Here is a 19,931-nt window from a genome sequence, read left to right as displayed (position 1 = left end):
ACATGGAACGCGGCGGAGCAGAATTCTGAACCGTTCCAAAGCTTTAGCGTCACCGCATGGATCCTAGGGTCTGCGCGTCGCTTCGCTCCTTGCTCCGCCCTAGGATGACGAGAGCGGGGGCGTTTCGACCAACTTTGAAAGCCGATACACATACATCACGAAATCCTCGGCCTTCCCATGCGGCTCCTTCCGCGTTTCATAGAGCGCCCGCGCCGGCTCGTTGTCGGGCTCGGTGCCGACCCAAGCCTCTTCGCAGCCATGCTCGCGGCCGATTTCGAACATGGCGTCGAGCAGCTTTCGCGCGATACCCCGTCGCTGGAAGGGCGGCGCCACGCCGACCTCGTCGATATAAAGCTCGCCCACCTTGTCCGGGTGACGGTGGATGACGGCGGCGCACTGGCCCACCACGATTTCGTCGATTATCGCCACGATCATGAAATGGCCGGGCGAAGCGAGATAGGCGGCGAGGCGGTCCGGCCGTACCGGCTCATCGAACACCGCGTCGGCCACTCGCATCACAACAGCGTCATCGCCGGGATGAAGCCTTCTGATTTCGACGTTCATTGTGTAAATTCTCCTCATTCAGCTCGCAAACTTTTACGTTTACGTAATTCCCGAAGTATCTAACCGATTGAAAACACTAGGCTCAAAATAATCGTTTGAATTTCTTCCGTGCCGGAGTTATTGGGTGCGGCCAAATCTCGCGGCTTCACGCATCCTTTCGGCCTCCCGGCCCCGTCACGACCTCGTCACAGACAAAGGGAAAACATCCTCACATGGCACGCAACAAGATAGCGCTCATCGGCTCGGGCATGATCGGCGGCACGCTGGCCCATATGATCGGCCTCAAGGATCTCGGCGACGTGGTGCTGTTCGATATCGCCGAGGGCATTCCGCAGGGCAAGGGCCTCGACATCGCGCAGTCCTCGCCGGTCGACGGCTTCGATTCCCGGCTGACCGGTGTCAACGACTATGCCGGCATCGAGGGCGCGGACGTGTGCATCGTCACCGCCGGCGTGCCGCGCAAGCCGGGCATGAGCCGCGACGATCTTCTCGGCATCAACCTCAAGGTCATGGAACAGGTCGGCGCCGGCCTGAAGAAGTACGCGCCGAAGGCCTTCGTCATCTGCATCACCAACCCGCTCGACGCGATGGTCTGGGCGCTGCAGAAGTTCTCCGGCCTGCCGACCAGCCATGTCGTCGGCATGGCCGGCGTGCTCGACAGCGCCCGTTTCCGCTATTTCCTGGCGGAAGAGTTCAAGGTCTCCGTCGAGGACGTCACCGCCTTCGTGCTTGGCGGCCACGGCGATTCCATGGTGCCAATGATCCGCTATTCGACCGTCTCCGGCATCCCGCTGCCCGACCTCGTCAAGATGGGCTGGACCTCGAAAGAGAAGCTCGACCAGATCGTACAGCGCACCCGCGACGGCGGCGCCGAAATCGTCGGCCTGCTCAAGACCGGCTCGGCCTACTACGCGCCGGCGGCGTCCGCGATCGCCATGGCCGAATCCTACCTCAAGGACAAGAAGCGCGTGCTGCCCTGCGCGGCGCATCTCTCCGGCCAGTATGGCGTCAAGAACACCTATGTCGGCGTTCCGGTGGTGATCGGTGCCGGCGGCGTCGAGCGCGTCATCGAGATCGATCTCTCCAAGGCCGAGCAGAAGATGTTCGACAATTCGGTCGCGGCCGTCCAGGGCCTGACCGAGGCCTGCACCAAAATCGCCCCGCACCTCGCGGGCAAGTAATCTCGCCGGTAAAGTAACCGTCCTCCCCGGAGACCAAGCGCATGAACATCCATGAGTATCAGGCCAAGGCGCTGCTGAAGACCTTCGGCGCGCCGGTCGCAAGCGGCGTTCCGGTGTTCAAGGCGAGCGAGGCCGAGGCCGCCGCCAAGGCATTGCCCGGCCCGCTTTATGTCGTGAAGAGCCAGATCCATGCCGGCGGCCGCGGCAAGGGCAAGTTCAAGGAGCTCGGCCCCGACGCCAAGGGCGGTGTGCGGCTGGCGAAGTCGGCCGCCGAAGTGGTCGCCAACGCCAACGAGATGCTGGGCCACACGCTGGTCACCAAGCAGACGGGGCCGGCCGGCAAGCAGGTCAACCGCCTCTATATCGAGGACGGCGCCGACATCGCCCGCGAGCTCTATCTGTCGATCCTGGTCGACCGCTCGGTCGGCCGCATCGCCTTCGTCGTCTCGACCGAGGGCGGCATGGACATCGAGACGGTCGCGCATGACACGCCGGAAAAGATCGTCACGGTCGCCATCGACCCGGAAAAAGGCGTGACGGCGGACGACGTGAAGACGCTCAACGGCGCGCTGAAGCTCGACGGCGATGCGGCCAAGGACGGCGCCTCGCTCTTCCCGACGCTCTACAAGGCCTTTGTCGAGAAGGACATGAGCCTGCTCGAGGTCAATCCGCTGATCGTCATGAAGGACGGGCATCTGCGCGTGCTCGACGCGAAGGTGTCCTTCGACAACAACGCGTTGTTCCGCCACCCGGACGTGGTGGAATTGCGCGATACCACCGAAGAGGACGAGAAGGAGATCGAGGCGTCGAAATACGACCTCGCCTATGTCGCGCTCGACGGCAATATCGGCTGCATGGTCAACGGCGCCGGCCTTGCCATGGCGACGATGGACATCATCAAGCTCTATGGTGCTGAGCCGGCTAACTTCCTCGACGTCGGCGGCGGCGCCTCGAAGGAAAAGGTCACGGCGGCGTTCAAGATCATCACCAAGGATCCGGCGGTCGAAGGCATCCTGATCAACATTTTCGGCGGCATCATGAAGTGCGATGTCATCGCCGAGGGCGTGATCGCGGCGGTGAAGGAAGTGGGCCTGAAGGTGCCGCTGGTCGTGCGCTTGGAAGGCACCAATGCCGAACTCGGCAAGAAGATCATCAACGACAGCGGCCTCAACGTCGTCTCGGCCGACGACCTCGACGACGCGGCCAAGAAGATCGTCAAGGCGGTGAAGGGCTAAAGCGGATGCCTCCGCGCAAGATAAACCTGGTCGAGGCTGCGGATCAAAAGATCGCCAAGGTCTTCGATCCGCACATCGCCGGCGACGTCAACGATTTCCAGGCCAAGGTCGCCAAGTTCGGCGAGGTTTTCGACTGGCACGCGCATGACGATGAGGATGAGGCCTTCCTGGTGCTGCGCGGCAGGATCGCCATCGACTTCCGCGACGGGCCGGTCGAGCTCGGCGAGGGCGACTTCGTCGTCGTGCCGCGCGGCGTCGAGCACCGGCCGCGCTCGCTGACCAAGGAGCCGGTGGTGCTGATGTTCGAGCCGGCGACGACGGTCAACACCGGCAATGCCCGGAGTGATCTCACCGTCACCGACCTGAAGCGGCTTTGAGCCATGAACGCGTCGCCCTTCTCTTCCCTCTCGGACGGTCACCAACGCCTGCAGGCGTTGGTCGGCGCTTGGCGCGGCGAGGAAGAAGTCGCGGCAACGCAATGGACCGATGCCGGCACGGCGACTGCGGAAGTGCTGGCCGAGGCGCAGTTCGGCGGCCTGTTCGTGGTGCAGCGCTATCGCCAGCGCCGCGACGGCACCGTCTCGTTCGGCGCGCACAATGTGTTCGGCTTCGACCAGCAGAACGGCCTCGTCACCGTGCATCAGTTCGACTCGATGGGGTTCGTGCCGATGTCACCGGCCACGGGCAGGTGGAACGGCGGCGAACTTGCGCTGGAACGGTCGTCGCCGCGCGGCTCGGCTCGCGTGACCTACAATTTTGACGACATCGATTCCTATCGAATGAAACTTCAGTTCAAGCCCACGAGCAGCAATGTTTGGCAAGACATGGTGAGCGGGCTCTACCGGCGCGTCTCGCCTTCCACGATCAACGGTTTTTAGAAAAGGGCCGCGATGTCCATTCTCGTCGACAAGAATACCAAGGTGCTGGTGCAAGGTCTGACCGGCAAGACAGGCACCTTCCACACCGAGCAGGCGCTGGCCTATCACGGCACCAAGATGGTGGGCGGCATCCATCCGAAGAAGGGCGGCGAAACCTGGACCGGCTCGAAGGGTGAAAGCCTGCCGATCTTCGCCACCGTCGCCGAGGGCAAGGCAAGGACCGGCGCCAATGCCTCCGTCATCTACGTGCCGCCGGCGGGCGCGGGCGAGGCGATCATCGAGGCGATCGAGGCCGAGATCCCGCTGATCGTCTGCATCACCGAGGGCATCCCGGTCGTGGACATGGTCAAGGTCAAGGCGCGGCTCGATCGTTCCAGCTCGCGGCTGATCGGACCGAACTGCCCGGGCGTGCTGACGCCCGACGAATGCAAGATCGGCATCATGCCCGGCAACATCTTCCGCAAGGGCTCGGTGGGCGTTGTTTCGCGCTCGGGAACGCTTACCTATGAGGCAGTCTTCCAGACCACCAATGTCGGCCTCGGCCAGACCACGGCGGTGGGCATCGGCGGCGACCCGGTCAAGGGCACCGAGTTCATCGATGTGCTGGAGATGTTCCTCGCCGACGACGAGACCAAGTCGATCATCATGATCGGCGAGATCGGCGGCTCGGCCGAGGAAGACGCCGCGCAGTTCCTCAAGGACGAAGCCAAGCGCGGCCGCAAGAAACCGATGGCGGGCTTCATCGCCGGGCGCACCGCGCCGGCCGGCCGCACCATGGGCCATGCGGGCGCGGTGATCTCGGGCGGCAAGGGCGGCGCGGAAGACAAGATCGCGGCGATGGAATCGGCCGGCATTAAGGTTTCGCCCTCGCCGGCTCGGCTCGGCACGACGCTGGTCGAGGCGATCAAGGGTTAAGGCAGTAAGGGAGTAGGGCAGTAAGGGAGTAAGGGAATAGGAACAACGGGATGTGCAGCGACAATTGCCGCTTTCCTTACTGCCTTACTCCCCTACTGCCCTACTCCCCTCCAAACTAGGAGACGGAGCCAGGCTCCGCAGACGAAAATGGCAAGACAAGATCAGGCCAACGACCAATTCTCGCTCACCTCGTTCCTCTATGGCGGCAATGCCGACTATATCGACGCGCTCTATGCCGCCTATGAGGACAATCCGGGTTCGGTCGACCCGGAGTGGCAGGATTTCTTCGCGGCGCTGAAGGACGACGCGGGCGACGTGCGCAAGAACGCCAAGGGTGCTTCCTGGGCGAAGCCTTCCTGGCCGCTCACGGCCAATGGCGAGCTGGTCTCGGCGCTCGACGGCAATTGGGGCCTGGTCGAAAAGGCGATCGAAAAGAAGGTCAAGGAGAAGGCGGTCGTCAACGGCGCCGTGCTTTCCGACGCCGACGTGCACCAGGCGACGCGCGATTCCGTGCGCGCCATCATGATGATCCGCGCCTACCGCATGCGCGGCCACCTGCACGCCAATCTCGACCCGCTCGGCATCGCCAAGCCGCTCGAGGACTATAACGAGCTGTCGCCGGAGAATTACGGCTTCACCGAAGCCGATTACGACCGGCCGATCTTCCTCGACAACGTGCTCGGCCTCGAATTCGGCACCGTGCGGCAGATGCTGGACATCCTGACCCGCACCTATTGCTCGACGCTCGGCGTCGAGTTCATGCATATTTCCGACCCGGAAGAGAAGGCCTGGATACAGGCCCGCATCGAAGGCGCCGACAAGGAGATCACCTTCACCGCCACCGGCAAGAAGGCGATCCTGTCGAAGCTGATCGAGGCGGAAGGCTTCGAGCAGTATATCGACGTCAAGTACAAGGGCACCAAGCGCTTCGGCCTCGACGGCGGTGAAGCGCTGATCCCGGCGCTGGAGCAGATCATCAAGCGCGGCGGCCAGCTCGGCCTCAAGGAGGTCGTGCTCGGCATGGCGCATCGCGGTCGCCTCAACGTGCTCTCCCAGGTGATGGCGAAGCCGCACCGCGCCATCTTCCACGAGTTCAAGGGCGGCTCGGCCGCTCCCGACGACGTCGAGGGCTCGGGCGACGTGAAGTACCATCTCGGCGCCTCGTCGGACCGCGAGTTCGACGGCAACAAGGTGCATCTGTCGCTGACCGCCAACCCCTCGCATCTGGAAATCGTCGACCCTGTGGTGATGGGCAAGGCGCGCGCCAAGCAGGACCAGCTCGCCGGGCGCGAGCGCGGCGAGATCGTGCCGCTGTCGGAACGCGCCAAGGTCATGCCGCTGCTGCTCCATGGCGACGCGGCATTTGCCGGCCAGGGCGTCATCGCCGAGATGTTCGGGCTCTCCGGCCTGCGCGGCCATCGCGTCGCCGGCACACTGCATTTCATCATCAACAACCAGATCGGCTTCACCACCAATCCGCGCTTCTCGCGTTCCTCGCCCTATCCGTCGGATGTGGCCAAGATGATCGAAGCGCCGATTTTCCACGTCAACGGCGACGATCCGGAGGCGGTGGTGCATGCCGCCAAGGTGGCGACCGAATTCCGCATGAAGTTCCACAAGCCCGTGGTGGTGGACATGTTCTGCTACCGCCGCTTCGGCCACAATGAGGGCGACGAGCCGTCCTTCACCCAGCCGATCATGTATCGCAACATCCGCAGCCACAAGACGACGGTGCAGATCTATGCCGACCGGCTGATCGCCGAAGGCCACGTCACCCAGGCCGAGGTCGACAAGATGCGGGCCGACTGGCGCGCGCATCTGGAAGCCGAATGGGAAGTCGGTCAGCATTACAAGCCGAACAAGGCCGACTGGCTGGACGGCGCATGGTCGGGCCTGCGCACCGCCGACAACCAGGACGAACAGCGGCGCGGCAAGACCGCCGTGCCGGTGCGCACGCTGAAGGAAATCGGCAAGAAGCTGACCGAGGTGCCGAAGGATTTCGAGGCGCACAAGACCATCCTGCGCTTCCTCGAAAACCGCCGCCAGGCGATCGAATCGGGCGAAGGCATCGACTGGTCGACGGCCGAGGCGCTGGCCTTCGGCGCCATCCTGCTCGACGGCAACCCTATCCGGCTTTCCGGCCAGGACTCGGAGCGGGGCACCTTCTCGCAGCGCCATTCGGTGCTTTACGACCAGCGCGACGAGACCCGCTACATCCCGCTCAACAACCTCTCGGCTGCGCAGGCCGGCTACGAGGTCATCAACTCGATGCTGTCGGAAGAGGCGGTGCTCGGCTTCGAATATGGCTACAGCCTGGCCGAGCCCAACGCGCTGACGCTCTGGGAAGCGCAGTTCGGCGACTTCGCCAACGGCGCCCAGGTGGTGTTCGACCAGTTCATCTCATCCGGAGAGCGCAAGTGGCTCCGCATGTCGGGCCTCGTCTGCCTGCTGCCGCATGGCTATGAGGGCCAGGGGCCGGAGCATTCGTCGGCGCGGCTGGAGCGCTTCCTGCAGCTGTGCGCGGAAGACAACATGCAGGTCGCCAACGTCACCACGCCGGCTAACTATTTCCATATCCTGCGCCGGCAGCTGAAGCGCGACTTCCGCAAGCCGCTGATCCTGATGACGCCGAAATCGCTGCTGCGCCACAAGCGCGCGGTGTCGACGCTGTCGGAGATGGCGGGCGAAAGCTCGTTCCACCGGCTGTTGTGGGACGATGCGCAGCTCTTGGCCGACCAGCCGATCAAGCTGGTGAAGGACTCCAAGATCCGCCGCGTCGTGCTATGCTCGGGCAAGGTCTACTACGACCTCTATGAGGAGCGCGAGAAGCGCGGCATCAACGACATCTACCTTTTGCGCGTCGAACAGCTCTATCCGTTCCCGGCCAAGGCGCTGATCACCGAATTGTCGCGTTTCCGCAATGCCGAGATGGTCTGGTGCCAGGAGGAGCCCAAGAACATGGGCGCCTGGTCGTTCATCGATCCCTATCTCGAATGGGTGCTGGCGCATATCGACGCCAAGCATCAGCGGGTGCGCTATACCGGCCGGCCGGCCTCGGCCTCGCCGGCGACCGGGTTGATGTCGAAGCATCTCAGCCAGCTCGCCGCGCTGCTCGACGACGCTCTCGGCGAATAACCGGACGAAACAGACCTCAAGAAGACAAGAGAACGGACAGGCACAATGGCTACCGAAATCCGCGTCCCCACTCTCGGCGAATCCGTCACCGAGGCGACCGTCGGCAAGTGGTTCAAGAAGGTCGGCGACACGATCGCCGCCGATGAGCCCTTGGTCGAGCTCGAAACCGACAAGGTGACTGTGGAAGTGCCCGCCGCGGGCGCCGGGACGCTCTCCGAGATCACCGTCAAGGAAGGCGAGACCGTCAATGTCGGCGCGCTGCTCGGCTCGATTTCGGCGGGCGGTGCGGCCGCCGCTCCGGCCACCAAGCCGCAGGCGGTGGCGCAGGCTTCCAGCCCGGACGCCGCGTCCACCACCAAGCAGGCCGCGGCCGAGACCGCCAAGGTCGCCGGCGACGCCGGTCCGATCGAGCCGCGCACCATGCCGCCTGCCCCTGCGGCGGCCAAGCTGATCGCCGAAAACAATCTTTCGGTCGATCAGTTGTCCGGCTCCGGCAAGCGCGGCCAGGTGCTGAAGGGCGATGTGCTCGACGCCATCGCCAGGGGCGCGCCGTCGCAGCCGGCCGAGACGCCGAAGGCGGCTCCGGCGCCGGTCGTCGCCCGCGCGCCGTCCTCGGCCGAGGATGCGCCGCGCGAGGAGCGGGTGCGCATGACCAAGCTGCGCCAGACGATCGCGCGCCGGCTAAAGGAAGCGCAATCGACCGCCGCCATGCTCACCACCTTCAACGAGGTGGATATGAGCGCGGTGATGGCGCTGCGGGCCAAATACAAGGACGTGTTCGAGAAGAAGCATGGCGTGAAGCTCGGCTTCATGGGCTTCTTCACCAAGGCGGTGACGCATGCGCTGAAGGAGATCCCGGCGGTCAATGCGGAGATCGACGGCACCGACATCATCTACAAGAACTTTGCCCATGTCGGCGTCGCCGTCGGCACCGACAAGGGCCTGGTGGTGCCGGTGGTGCGCGACGCCGACCAGATGTCGATCGCCGAGATCGAGAAGGAGATCGGCCGGCTGGGCCTCGCCGCGCGCGACGGCAAGCTGTCGGTGGCGGACATGCAGGGCGGCACGTTCACGATTTCCAACGGTGGCGTTTACGGCTCGCTGATGTCGACGCCGATCCTCAACGCGCCGCAGTCGGGCATCCTCGGCATGCACAAGATCCAGGACCGGCCGGTGGTGGTCGGCGGCCAGATCGTCATCCGCCCGATGATGTATCTGGCGCTCAGCTACGATCACCGCATCGTCGACGGCAAGGAAGCGGTGACCTTCCTGGTGCGCGTCAAGGAAAGCCTGGAGGATCCCGAGCGGCTGGTGCTCGATCTGTGATCGGAGCTGATCCGCAATGAGCGGCTGGTCAGATGCCGTACGCCGATTCCTTCGGCGTGGACGCGTCTGGCTTTTCTCCGACTTGCCCGTGGTCGCTTCGCCCGCCGATTGGGACGCCTCCGAGATCAGCAGCAATCTCGGCGTCTTCGCTCTCAGCTCTGCCGAAATGGCAGAACGGAAAATCACCGCCATCACGATTGGTGAGCTTGAATTGCCCACCGGCGAAATCGTTGCCTGCGATCCGCTTATCACCGGACTAAGCAGGCCTGCTTTCATCCGTAAGGTGAAGCCGGGACGCTATCCGGTCATCCTGCTTCAGGCGCACGGCTGTATTGCTGCAGCGGTCTTGCGGTTCGGCCCCGGCTTGCCAGTACGCTGGGAATTGGCGACCTTCGTTCCCGATCGCCCACCTGTCTATAAGTCAGAATTTCTTGAATTTATCGTTGATGACGCGGTTGCGTCGTTTATGGACAAGTCGTTCCTGACGATAATGTCTGACCAAGAGGAACTTGACGACTATCTCGCCGACGTCGCGTGCACTATCGACAGGTTTTGCATCGAGAGTCCGATTGAAGGCAACCCGATCAATGTAGCCATGTTCGATACTGGCTATGGCGACGGGGCGTATCGGTCTTTCTGGGGGTTGGACGCATCCGGCGAACCGCTGCTCCTGATGACCGACTTCGAAGTGCTCGAAAACGCCGATGGCCGTAACGAGGCCGATCGATGAGAATATTTGCCTCACCCATAATCCGGTGGATGGCTGGATCGGCGGTTTTGTTGTCGGCTTCCGCCGCCCAGGCCGCCTGCCCGATCCAGTTGGCCGTCTACGGCGATACGCAGAGCGGCGCCGAGATCGACTTCACCTCGGCCGGCACCTCGGCGACGATCACCAACGCCTTCCGCATGATCCTCGACAACAATGTCGTGCTCGACGGCATCGCGATGTGGACCGAGGGCTCGGCGGCGCGGCCGCACGGTTCGCTGATGTACAAATGCCCGACAGGCGACGTGACCGGCGAGGAGCTCGCCGCTTGCACGGTGTGGGAAGGCGTCATCTACAGCGCCGACGAGAAGGGCGGCGTCGGCCTGCTGCCGGCGGAAGGCGTCGACGCGCCGAAAAGCCTGATTTTCCCCGATCTCGGGCCGTCGCTCGAAATGTCGGCGGCCTATGGTCCCGCCGGCTTCTCCAAAGTGCCGTGGGACATCTTCGTGCTGAAAGGCTGCCAGGAATGAGCGCCGGGAAAAAGACGCTGCTGGTCACCGGCGGCAGCCGCGGCATTGGCGCGGCCATCTGCCGCCAGGCGAACCAGGCCGGCTACCGTGTGGCGGTCAACTACGTTTCCAACCAGGGCGCAGCGGACGCGCTCGTCGCCGAATTCAAGGCCGCCGGCGGCGATGCCTTCGCGGTGAAGGGCGATGTCGGCAGCGAGACCGATGTGATTGCCATGTTCGAAGCCGTCGACCGCGCCTTCGGCCGGCTCGACGCCTTCGTCAACAATGCCGGCATCGTCGACGTCAAGGCGCGGGTCGACGAGATGAGTGTCGAGCGGGTCGAGCGCATGATGCGCATCAATGTCGTCGGCTCGTTCCTGTGCGCGCGCGAGGCAGTGAAGCGCATGTCGACGCGGCATGGCGGCAAGGGCGGCGCCATCGTCAACATCTCGTCCGCTGCCGCCAGGCTCGGCTCGCCGGGCGAATATGTCGACTACGCCGCCTCCAAGGGCGCGATCGATACGCTGACGATCGGGCTGGCGCGTGAGGTGGCGCTGGAAGGCATTCGCGTCAATGCCGTCAGCCCAGGCATCACCGAAACCGAGATCCACGCGTCGGGCGGCCAGCCGGATCGAGTGGCGCGGATGCAGGATATGCTGCCGATGAAACGCGCCGGCACGGCGGACGAAGTCGCCAGCGCGGTTCTCTATCTTCTGTCGGATGCGGCCTCCTATATAACGGGCGCGATCCTGAATGTGAGCGGCGGCCGATAGGCGCCAAAACAAAGGACAAGACTATGGCTTATGACGTCGTAATCATCGGATCTGGGCCGGGCGGCTATGTGTGCGCCATCAAGGCGGCGCAGCTGGGCCTGAAGACGGCGGTGGTCGAGAAGAACGCCACCTTCGGCGGCACCTGCCTCAACATCGGCTGCATCCCGTCGAAGGCGCTGCTCTACGCCTCCGAGATGTTCGCGGAAGCCGGCCATGCCTTCGATACGCTGGGCGTCGAAATACCGGCGCCAAAGCTCAATCTGAAGAAGATGATGGCGCATAAGGACACGACGGTGGCGTCCAACGTCAACGGCGTCGCCTTCCTGTTCAAGAAGAACAAGATCGACAGCTTCCGCGGCACCGGCAAGGTCGTCGGCGCCGGCAAGGTTTCGGTGACCGGCGAGGACGGCAAGGTCGAGGAGATCGAGACCAAGAACATCGTCATCGCCACCGGCTCGGACGTCGCCGGCATTCCGGGCGTCAAGGTCGATTTCGACGAGAAGGTGATCGTGTCTTCCACCGGCGCGCTGTCGCTGGCCAAGGTGCCCGCCAGCCTCGTGGTGGTCGGCGGCGGCGTCATCGGGTTGGAGCTCGGCTCGGTGTGGGCCAGGCTGGGCGCCAAGGTCACGGTCGTCGAGTTCCTCGACACCATTCTCGGCGGCATGGACGGCGAGGTGTCCAAGCAGTTCCAGCGGCTGCTCTCCAAGCAGGGGTTCGAGTTCAAGCTCGGCGCCAAGGTCACCGGTGTGGCCAAGGCCAAGAAGGGCGCCACCGTGACCTTCGAGCCGGTCAAGGGGGGCGCGGCCGAGACCATCGAGGCGGATGTGGTGCTGGTCGCCACCGGACGCCGTCCCTATGCCGACAGCTTGGGGCTGAAGGAGGCGGGCGTCGAGGTCGACGAGCGCGGCCGGGTGAAGACCGACGGCCATCTCAGGACCAATGTGCCCGGCATCTATGCCATCGGCGACGTGGTGGCCGGGCCGATGCTTGCGCACAAGGCCGAGGACGAGGGCGTCGCGGTCGCCGAGACCATTGCCGGCCAGGCCGGCCATGTGAACTACGACGTCATCCCGAGCGTCGTCTACACCAGCCCGGAAATCGCCTCGGTCGGCAAGACCGAGGAGGAGCTGAAGAAGGTCGGCATCGACTACAAGGTCGGGAAATTTCCGTTCAGCGCCAATGGCCGCGCGCGCGCCATGCTGCATACCGACGGCTTCGTGAAGATCCTCGCCGATAAGGCGAGCGACCGCGTGCTCGGCGTCCATATCGTCGGCTTCGGCGCCGGCGAGATGATCCACGAGGCGGCGGTGCTGATGGAATTCGGCGGTTCCTCGGAGGACCTCGCCCGCACCTGCCACGCGCATCCGACGATGTCGGAGGCGGTCAAGGAAGCTGCGTTGGCCACGTTCTTCAAGCCGATTCATATTTAGGAGCAAGAGAGAGGGCCATACCCTCGCGATTTTGTCAGCGGTCACAGTGCGGGTGGTTCTGCTCCGTTTACCTGCACGGAAGGTCAAGCCGAGATGACGACGCGTAGGTGGTTTCGGAAGAATCCTTGAAACAAACGGCCCGCCTTTCGGCGGGCCGTTCGGTTTGAAGCTGCAGCCCGATTATTGAGCCGGCGCAGGCGCAGGTGCCGGAGCAGGCGCAGGGGCCGGTGCAGGAGCCGGGGCTGGCGCCGGAGCGGGCGCAGGCTCAGGTGCCGGAGCAGGCGTTGCAGGCGCAGGGGCCGGCGTGCTGGCGGCCGGCGGCTCAGCCGGGGCGGGGGCGTGCTCGCCGCCGCTTCTGCCAAAGACATAATACGCAACAATGGCCAGGATAATGACAACAAGGGCGATCAGCCATCCGCTGCCGCCACCACCGCCACTCGACGTGGGAGGCGTGCTCGAAGGGGTGAAGGGGTCGTTAGGGTTCGCCATGAAACGTGTCCTCCTTGGATGAAAGTCATCAAAATAACAGCCATCAACGCGCTGATCCCGCATCGGGTTTCACGCGGACGGACGGAAAGCGCTGAAAAACCGGCGTTTTCAGGTCCGCCAGCCGCCAGACGACTCAGTTGACGGCGGTAACAGTATACCCTGCCTTGCGAAAATCCTCGACCAGTCCTTCCGGACCGGGCAGATGCATGGCGCCGACGGCCATGAAGACGTTGCCTTTGGCCAAAATCGGCCTGGCATGCGCTGCCATCACCTTGTTGCGGCTGGTGATCATGGTCTGCTCGAAGGCGGCATAGCCGGCCTTGTCGTCCGCCGTGTCCGGCAGCACGGCTTTGAACAGCGGCCAGAACATGCCGACCTGGCCGCGCTGGTAGAGCACGATCATCGTCTCGTTGACGTCGTTCACCTTGTCACCGAGCTTCATCGTCTCGACCAGGCTCTTCATGTGGAATTCGAGCGGCAGCGAGGCCATGGCGCGCAGCTGATCGACGGCGGTCTCCAGCCCTTCGACGTCCTTGCCCGAGGCCTTGGCGTCGGAAGCCAGCTTGACGTCCAGCACGGGCGCGCCGGCGCTCTGGCGCGCCACCTCACAGGCCGGCAGCGCCATCATCGCCGACAGGATCCACGGCTTCATCTTGGCGACCGTCGCCGGGGGGATGCCGCGGGCGTCGAGCCCCTTGTTCAGTGCCGCCGCATCGTCCGGCGACAGCAGCGACGACAGCGTGGTGTTGTCGGTGAACATCATCAGGCCGGGTTCGCTGGCCATCGCGGCCATCATCTTGGCCTTGTCCATCGCATCCGTGGTTTCGATGACGACGGTGCCGGCGCCGTCATAGGCCTTTTGCGCGGCTGCCGGCAGCGTGGTGACGCGCGTATCGGTCATGTGCATGGTGCCGAACAGATAGGACGGCTTTTCGCCCGGCTTTTCCAGCTTCCACAGCAGGCCCTCGCCGTTGGGAACCGCACCCGCTTCAGTCTCGACTTTCTTGAAGGCGGCGGGATCGTTCTTTTCCAGCGCGGCCAAAAGGTCGGTGCCGACGCAATTGGCCATTTCAGCATGTGCCCGGCCGGCAAGCAGCAGAACGACGACGAACGACAGGAAAAACAGCACGTTGAGCGCTGCGAGCAGCTTCAACGAGACAAGGGCCGCGCGGTCGGCGATGGCGATGACGCGTTTCATGGACAGCGTCTTAGCGCCGAAAAGCGGCAAAACGGTTAATTGGGAGGACGAAATTTGTTTCCGGTCCGGTGAGTTTTGACGTTCGCTCCTTGCTCCGCCCTGGAATGACGAAGTCCGAGCCGCTTCGGATAGCGCCGACGGCTTCACGCCCTTGGATGCGCCTTCTCGTAGATGTCGAGCAGCCTCGCCGTGTCGACGCCGGTGTAGATCTGCGTGGTCGACAGGCTGGCGTGGCCGAGCAGTTCCTGGATGGTGCGCAGGTCGCCGCCACGGCCAAGCAGGTGGGTGGCGAAGGAGTGGCGCAGGGCGTGCGGCGTCGCGGTGTCCGGCAGGTTGAGCGCCGAGCGCAGCTTGGCCATCTCGCGCTGAACGATGGCCGGGTTGAGCGGGCCGCCGCGGGCACCGCGGAACAGCAAGCCCTCGGGACCGATATGGAAAGGGCAGAGCCGGCGGTACTCGGCGACCGCCCTGCGGGCCACCGGAAGCACCGGAGCCAGCCGGGTCTTGCCACCCTTGCCGGTGACACGCAGCACGGTGTCGGCTTCTGTCGCCAGATCGGCGCCGGTCAATCCCAGCGCTTCCGAAATGCGCAGGCCCGATCCATAGAGCAGCGTCAGCACGGCGGCGTTGCGGGCGGCGATCCAAGGCTCTTCCGCGAGCTGGCCTTCCATGGCCACGACTTGTTTCGCGTCGCTTGCCGTCAGCGGCTTGGGCAGCGATTTCGGCTGACGTGGCGCGCGCAATGCCGCCGCGCCCGCCGCATTGACCATCCCGCGTTTTTCGAGGAAGCGCAGCAGCGAGCGGATGCCGGCAAGGCCGCGCCCCAGCGTGCGGGCGCCGGCGCCGTCATTGCGGCGCTTGGCGAGGAAGCCGCGCAGGTCGGCGGGGCGCAACCCGGCGATGTCGGAAATGCCGGGGGGGCCGCCGCAATGTCCGGTCAGGAAATGCAGGAACTGGCGCGTGTCGCGCTCATAGGCCTCGACGGTCTCCGGTGAGAGCCGGCGCTCATGCGCCAGCGTCTTAAGCCAGGTCTCGCGCGCTGCCTGGAGGTCGGGTTTTGCCGGGATGAGGAATTCCTGCATGACGGCATTGTCAGGCGTTAAGGTTAGGAAGCCGTGAAGAGGCCGTCATTGAAAAGGCTTCGGGACGGCGCTAGAGCAGGGCAAAGGAAGCGCCGCCGATGTCGAAGCTCGAAAACCCCGTACAGATGGCCGTCATCGGTGCCGCGCACGGCATCAAGGGCGAACTCAGGGTGAAGACCTTCACCGGCGATCCGCTGGCGCTGGCAGATTACGGGCCGCTTTATGCCAAGGATGGTCGCGCTTTTCAGATCACCGATATCAGGCCTGCCGGGACCGTGGTGGTGGTGCGTTTCAAAGGTGTCAACGACCGCAACGCCGCCGAGGCCTTGGCCGGTACGGAGCTTTTCGTCGACCGCTCGGTGCTGCCCGACGACGGCGAGGAGGACGAGTTCTATCATGCCGATCTCATCGGCCTCGACGTCCGGGACGATACGGGCGTCATCGGCAAGGTCGTCGCCGTGCATAATTTCGGCGGCGGCGACATACTCGACGTCACGCTTGCCGGCCGCAAGGGCGTGCTGATCCCGTTCACGCAGGCGGCGGTGCCGCATGTCTCGATCGCCGACGGCTTCGTCGAGATCAACCCGCTCGCGGCAGGCCTGGTCGAGGATGAGGAAGAAGGGGCGGCGCCTGGCCGTTCCGGCTTCGACCCCAGGGGCAGGCCGCGCGGACCGAAGGATGCCGGGGGCAACCGTTGAGCTTTGCCGCTTCGGTGCTGACGCTCTATCCCGAGATGTTCCCGGGCGCGCTCGGCCTGTCGCTGGCGGGACGGGCCCTGGAGGCAGGCACATGGTCGCTGGAGGCGATCCAGATCCGCGATTTCGCCACCGACAAGCATCGCACCGTCGACGACACGCCGGCCGGCGGCGGCGCCGGCATGGTGATGCGCGCCGACGTGCTGGCCAAGGCCATCGACCACGCCTCGCCACCTGGCGACGAGCGTCCGAGGCTGCTGATGAGCCCGCGCGGAAAACCGCTGACCCAGGCCCGCGTGCGGGAGCTCGCCGCCGGTCCGGGCGCGGTCATCCTGTGCGGCCGCTTCGAAGGCGTCGACCAACGGGTGATCGACGCGCGGGGACTAGAGGAGGTCTCGATCGGCGATTTCATCCTGTCGGGGGGCGAGCCGGCGGCGCTTGTGCTGCTCGATGCCGTGGTGCGGCTTTTGCCCGGCGTCATGGGCAATGCGGTGTCCGGCGAGGAAGAGAGTTTCGAGAACGGCCTGCTCGAGCACCCGCATTATACGCGGCCGCAGGAGTTCGAGGGCATGGCGATCCCGGACGTGCTGATTTCCGGCAACCACAAGAAGATTGCCGAATGGCGGCGCGCCGAGGCCGAGAAGCTCACGCGGGAGCGGCGGCCGGACCTGCTCGCGCCTTAGATCGTGATGGCTTTCGTTGAATCGCCCTCACGATCTCACTCTTTGTTGGAGCATGATCTTTCTCCGAAAACCGGTTCCCACTTTTCGGGATCATGCTCTAGCCCTTGGTGAAATAGTAGAGCGCCAAAAGCAGGCCGATCGCCACGACGAAGCCGCGCACGACAGCCTGCGGCACGCGCTTGGCGATCCACACCCCGGCATAGCCGCCGAGCGCGACGCCCGGGATCATGACGATCGCCTGCGGCCAGGCGACGACGCCTCCGGAAACGAAGACCAGGATGGCGACGACCGCGATTACGATGGACAGCATGTTCTTCAACGCGTTGAGCCGGTGGTAGTCGCCGGCTTGCGTCAGGCCGAGGGTGGCCAGCATCATCACGCCCATGCCGGCGCCGAAGAAGCCGCCATAGATAGCAGTCGCGAATTGAACAAGCGAGCCGGTGAGCGAGCCCACCGAGGCCTGGTGCTCCGGCCCCGCCGCGGGCTTCAGCCACGGCCCGGCTGCGAACAATGCGGTGGCGGCGATGAGCAGCCATGGCACAAGGGCGCGGAAGGACGGGTTGGAGAGCGCGAGCAGGATGAGCGAGCCGGCGAGCGCGCCGAGCGCGGAAATCAGGCAAAGCAGGAGAGCGCCGCGCCAGAAATGCCGGATATCGGTCCAATAGGCGAGCGTCGAGGTGATGTAGCCCGGCAGCTGCGTCACCGAGGAGGTGGCGTTGGCGACGATCGGCGGCAGGCCGACCAGCGTCATGGCGCCGAAGGTGAGGAAAGTGCCTCCGCCGGCGACCGCATTGGCGGCGCCCGAGGCAAAACCCGCGAAGAAAAGCAGGACGGCGTCGAAAAAACTCATTTCCCCGCTTAGAAAGCTTCCCGTGCGAGCGCAACCCGGCACGGCGTCAATGTCATGGGGCCATCGAGCGCAAAAAATATGCCTGAAGGTCCTTTTTGATGCATGTCGTCATCCCAGAACCGCTTACACTTCCGGGCGACATGCATTAGGGCGTGACAAAGCGGCAAAATGGCTGTATGTCGCCGCCCGAACCGGAAGAACGATCTTCTGGACCCGTCAACAAGTGCGGTGTAGCCGTCCCTGCCCGATGTTTCGACAAAGGGCATAGCCGAGCGGTCAATGGAACTGCAAGGCGAGCCGAGGACGCTCTGACTGTCGGAAGAACAAGAAGTGGATATTTGAGATGGATCTCATCCGTCAGCTCGAGGCCGAACAGGCCGCCAAGATCGAAGCCAAGCGCAAGCTTCCCGAATTCCAGCCGGGCGACACCGTGCGCGTCCAGGTGCGCGTCACCGAAGGCAGCCGCACCCGCGTCCAGGCCTATGAGGGCGTGGTCATCGCCCGCTCCGGCTCCGGCTTCCAGGAGAATTTCACCGTCCGCAAGATTTCCTACGGCGAAGGCGTCGAGCGCGTGTTTCCGGTCTACTCGCCGATGGTCGAGGGCGTCGAGATCGTGCGCCGCGGCAAGGTGCGCCGCGCCAAGCTCTATTACCTGCGCGACCGTCGCGGCAAGTCGGCCCGCATTTCGGAAAACACCGGCGTGCGCGCCCGCAAGCTGAACGATGAGGAGCGCGACGCGCTGAACGCCGAGCGCGCCCGCATCGAGGCCGAGAAGGTCGCCGCCGCCCAGGCGCTGGCTGCAGAGACGGCCGCCAAGGAAGCAGCCGAGAAGAAGGCCGCCGAGGCCGCTTCCGCCGAATAAGGTTTTGCGAAACAGGTTCCGGAAAGGCGGCTTCGGCCGCCTTTTTTCGTTTTGGTGGCTATCGCAAGCGATCGGAATTTGATCGAAGCCTTCGCGTTTTCGTCATTCTAGGGCCTGCGCGCGTCGCTTCGCTCCTTGCTCCGCCCTAGAATGACGAAGGTGACTGGTCAGCGTTCCTTCACGCTCCTTCTGTCCCGTCAGCGCCTCAAATTCCACGCTGCGGCAGCGCTTCGATCCTCGGTCTGCGCTCCGCTTCGCATCGCTTCGTCTGTGAATAACGACATTGGGAATTGACACCCAAATACCTTGTACACTAAATAATCGTGTACAAATCAATGGAGATCGAAAAATGCCTGCACTCTACACCGCCCAGGCTCACGTCAGCGGCGGCCGCAACGGTCACGGCGAGACCAGCGACGGCCTGCTCAAGGTCGATCTGGCGATGCCGAAGGAACTCGGCGGCAAGGGCGGCGCCACCAATCCCGAGCAGCTCTTCGCGGTCGGCTATGCAGCTTGCTTCGAGAGCGCGTTGCGCTTCGTCGCCCGCCAGCAGAAGCTGCCGCTCGAGGACGCTTCGGTCGCCTCCACGGTCAGCCTCTATCCGAACGATCAGGGCGGCTTCCGGCTCGGCGTCGCGCTGGCAGCCGAGATCAAGGGGCTTGATCAGGCGGGCGCCGAGGCGCTTGTATCGGAGGCGCACAAGATCTGCCCCTACTCCAACGCCATCCGGGGCAATGTCGACGTGGCGCTCTCGGCAAAGGCTGCATGACGACGACAACCGAACCAATGACCGAGCAAGCCCCGGCGCAGGATGCCGGGGCGCTTGAGGTGCCGCGCCTCGACCAGCAGCTTTGCTTCGCGCTCTATTCGGCAAGCGGGCTGATGACCAAGCTCTACCGGCCGCTGCTCGATCCGCTTGGCCTCACCTATCCGCAATATCTGGCGATGCTGGCGCTGTGGCAGCATTCGCCAAGCACGATCGGTGAGCTCGGCGCGGCGCTGGGGCTCGATTCGGCGACGCTGACGCCGCTCATCAAGCGGATGGAAGCGGGCGGCCTGGTGACGCGGCGGCGCGATGCCGCCGACGAACGCCGCGTGCTGGTCGAGCCGACCGCCAAGGGCGAAGGCCTGCGTGCGAAGATGAAGGACGTGCAGGACGGGCTAAGCTGCGGCATGCCGCTGGAGCGGGCCGAGCTCAAAGCCCTGCACGGCACGCTGACGCGGCTGGTCGCCGGGTTGCGCGAAGCCACGGCCAATCAGGGTTGAAAGCAGCAAGGCCGTTCTCCGAACCATCCGCGAAGAGCATCGGATCGCGTGCTCACCGGCCTGCCGTGGCGCGGAGCGGTTTGCAAGGCGCTTGCGGCAAGCTAAAGTCGGCGCCGGATTTTCTTCGGCCGCGAAATTGCAGCGCGGTCGCACC

Annotated in this window: 20 protein-coding genes; 16 read left to right on the top strand and 4 right to left on the bottom strand. The window is 64.4% G+C overall.

Annotated features, from left to right (window positions below; translation table 11 throughout):
* Positions 1-99 precede the first annotated feature (99 nt).
* Complete coding sequence (locus tag MJ8_RS31485; RefSeq protein WP_201412412.1) at positions 100-564, bottom strand: GNAT family N-acetyltransferase; 465 nt, start codon at positions 562-564, stop codon at positions 100-102.
* Between the two features lie 212 nt (positions 565-776).
* Here MJ8_RS31485 and mdh point away from each other — a divergent pair, with 212 nt between their 5' ends.
* The 11 genes from mdh to lpdA all read left to right on the top strand — a co-directional run bounded on the left by mdh (position 777) and on the right by lpdA (position 12,652).
* Positions 777-1,745 (top strand): malate dehydrogenase, encoded by a 969-nt coding sequence (gene mdh, locus MJ8_RS31480; RefSeq protein WP_095769532.1) that lies wholly within the window; start codon positions 777-779, stop codon positions 1,743-1,745.
* A 41-nt stretch (positions 1,746-1,786) separates the two neighbouring features.
* Positions 1,787-2,980 carry an ADP-forming succinate--CoA ligase subunit beta gene (sucC, locus tag MJ8_RS31475; RefSeq protein ID WP_201412411.1) on the top strand — a complete coding sequence of 398 codons (1,194 nt, stop codon included), beginning with the start codon at positions 1,787-1,789 and terminating at the stop codon, positions 2,978-2,980.
* Between the two features lie 5 nt (positions 2,981-2,985).
* Positions 2,986-3,357 carry a cupin domain-containing protein gene (locus MJ8_RS31470; protein WP_201412410.1) on the top strand — a complete coding sequence of 124 codons (372 nt, stop codon included), beginning with the start codon at positions 2,986-2,988 and terminating at the stop codon, positions 3,355-3,357.
* A 3-nt stretch (positions 3,358-3,360) separates the two neighbouring features.
* Complete coding sequence (locus tag MJ8_RS31465; RefSeq protein ID WP_201412409.1) at positions 3,361-3,858, top strand: DUF1579 family protein; 498 nt, start codon at positions 3,361-3,363, stop codon at positions 3,856-3,858.
* 12 nt (positions 3,859-3,870) lie between these two features.
* A complete protein-coding gene (gene sucD, locus MJ8_RS31460; protein ID WP_201412408.1) occupies positions 3,871-4,773 on the top strand; it encodes a succinate--CoA ligase subunit alpha in 903 nt (300 codons plus the stop codon).
* Between the two features lie 147 nt (positions 4,774-4,920).
* Positions 4,921-7,908 (top strand): 2-oxoglutarate dehydrogenase E1 component, encoded by a 2,988-nt coding sequence (locus MJ8_RS31455; RefSeq protein ID WP_201412407.1) that lies wholly within the window; start codon positions 4,921-4,923, stop codon positions 7,906-7,908.
* Between the two features lie 45 nt (positions 7,909-7,953).
* Complete coding sequence (gene odhB, locus MJ8_RS31450) at positions 7,954-9,234, top strand: 2-oxoglutarate dehydrogenase complex dihydrolipoyllysine-residue succinyltransferase (protein WP_201412406.1); 1,281 nt, start codon at positions 7,954-7,956, stop codon at positions 9,232-9,234.
* Between the two features lie 16 nt (positions 9,235-9,250).
* Entirely contained in the window at positions 9,251-9,964 is a 714-nt protein-coding gene (locus MJ8_RS31445) for a DUF4241 domain-containing protein (protein ID WP_201412405.1), read from the top strand.
* Between the two features lie 29 nt (positions 9,965-9,993).
* Positions 9,994-10,470 (top strand): hypothetical protein, encoded by a 477-nt coding sequence (locus MJ8_RS31440; protein WP_412177083.1) that lies wholly within the window; start codon positions 9,994-9,996, stop codon positions 10,468-10,470.
* Complete coding sequence (locus MJ8_RS31435) at positions 10,467-11,222, top strand: SDR family oxidoreductase (protein ID WP_201412403.1); 756 nt, start codon at positions 10,467-10,469, stop codon at positions 11,220-11,222. Before MJ8_RS31440 ends, MJ8_RS31435 begins: the two co-directional genes overlap by 4 nt.
* 23 nt (positions 11,223-11,245) lie before the next feature.
* On the top strand, positions 11,246-12,652 hold the full coding sequence (gene lpdA / locus MJ8_RS31430; protein ID WP_201412402.1) for a dihydrolipoyl dehydrogenase: 1,407 nt from the start codon (positions 11,246-11,248) through the stop codon (positions 12,650-12,652).
* A gap of 622 nt (positions 12,653-13,274) precedes the next feature.
* Here the strand turns inward: lpdA and MJ8_RS31425 are convergent.
* Positions 13,275-14,339, bottom strand: a complete 1,065-nt coding sequence (locus tag MJ8_RS31425; RefSeq protein ID WP_201412401.1) for a TraB/GumN family protein — start codon at positions 14,337-14,339, stop codon at positions 13,275-13,277.
* 143 nt (positions 14,340-14,482) lie between these two features.
* The gene (locus tag MJ8_RS31420; protein WP_201412400.1) at positions 14,483-15,421 is read right to left on the bottom strand and encodes a tyrosine recombinase XerC; all 939 of its coding nucleotides are present in this window, start codon (positions 15,419-15,421) and stop codon (positions 14,483-14,485) included.
* A gap of 98 nt (positions 15,422-15,519) precedes the next feature.
* Here MJ8_RS31420 and rimM point away from each other — a divergent pair, with 98 nt between their 5' ends.
* Positions 15,520-16,119, top strand: a complete 600-nt coding sequence (rimM, locus tag MJ8_RS31415; RefSeq protein ID WP_201412399.1) for a ribosome maturation factor RimM — start codon at positions 15,520-15,522, stop codon at positions 16,117-16,119.
* Positions 16,116-16,799: a tRNA (guanosine(37)-N1)-methyltransferase TrmD gene (gene trmD / locus MJ8_RS31410; RefSeq protein WP_201412398.1), complete on the top strand. Its 684-nt coding sequence runs from the start codon at positions 16,116-16,118 to the stop codon at positions 16,797-16,799. Before rimM ends, trmD begins: the two co-directional genes overlap by 4 nt.
* A gap of 97 nt (positions 16,800-16,896) precedes the next feature.
* Here the strand turns inward: trmD and MJ8_RS31405 are convergent, their stop codons facing one another.
* Complete coding sequence (locus tag MJ8_RS31405; protein WP_201412397.1) at positions 16,897-17,649, bottom strand: sulfite exporter TauE/SafE family protein; 753 nt, start codon at positions 17,647-17,649, stop codon at positions 16,897-16,899.
* Positions 17,650-17,992: 343 nt separating this feature from the next.
* On the opposite strand from MJ8_RS31405, the gene rplS reads away from it, so the two are divergent.
* The 3 genes from rplS (at position 17,993) to MJ8_RS31390 (ending at position 19,777) form a co-directional block, all read left to right on the top strand.
* Positions 17,993-18,511, top strand: coding sequence for a 50S ribosomal protein L19 (gene rplS, locus MJ8_RS31400; protein ID WP_040996377.1), 519 nt, complete (start codon positions 17,993-17,995; stop codon positions 18,509-18,511).
* Positions 18,512-18,860: 349 nt separating this feature from the next.
* Positions 18,861-19,280, top strand: a complete 420-nt coding sequence (locus MJ8_RS31395; protein ID WP_201412396.1) for an organic hydroperoxide resistance protein — start codon at positions 18,861-18,863, stop codon at positions 19,278-19,280.
* Entirely contained in the window at positions 19,277-19,777 is a 501-nt protein-coding gene (locus MJ8_RS31390) for a MarR family winged helix-turn-helix transcriptional regulator (protein ID WP_412177082.1), read from the top strand. Before MJ8_RS31395 ends, MJ8_RS31390 begins: the two co-directional genes overlap by 4 nt.
* The last annotated feature ends 154 nt before the right edge of the window (positions 19,778-19,931 follow it).

The sequence above is a fragment of the Mesorhizobium sp. J8 genome, from assembly GCF_016591715.1.
In the GTDB taxonomy this organism is placed as follows: Bacteria; Pseudomonadota; Alphaproteobacteria; order Rhizobiales; family Rhizobiaceae; genus Mesorhizobium.
The sequence above is the reverse complement of the archived record's forward strand: the minus strand, read 5'-3'. Positions and strand labels throughout refer to the sequence as shown.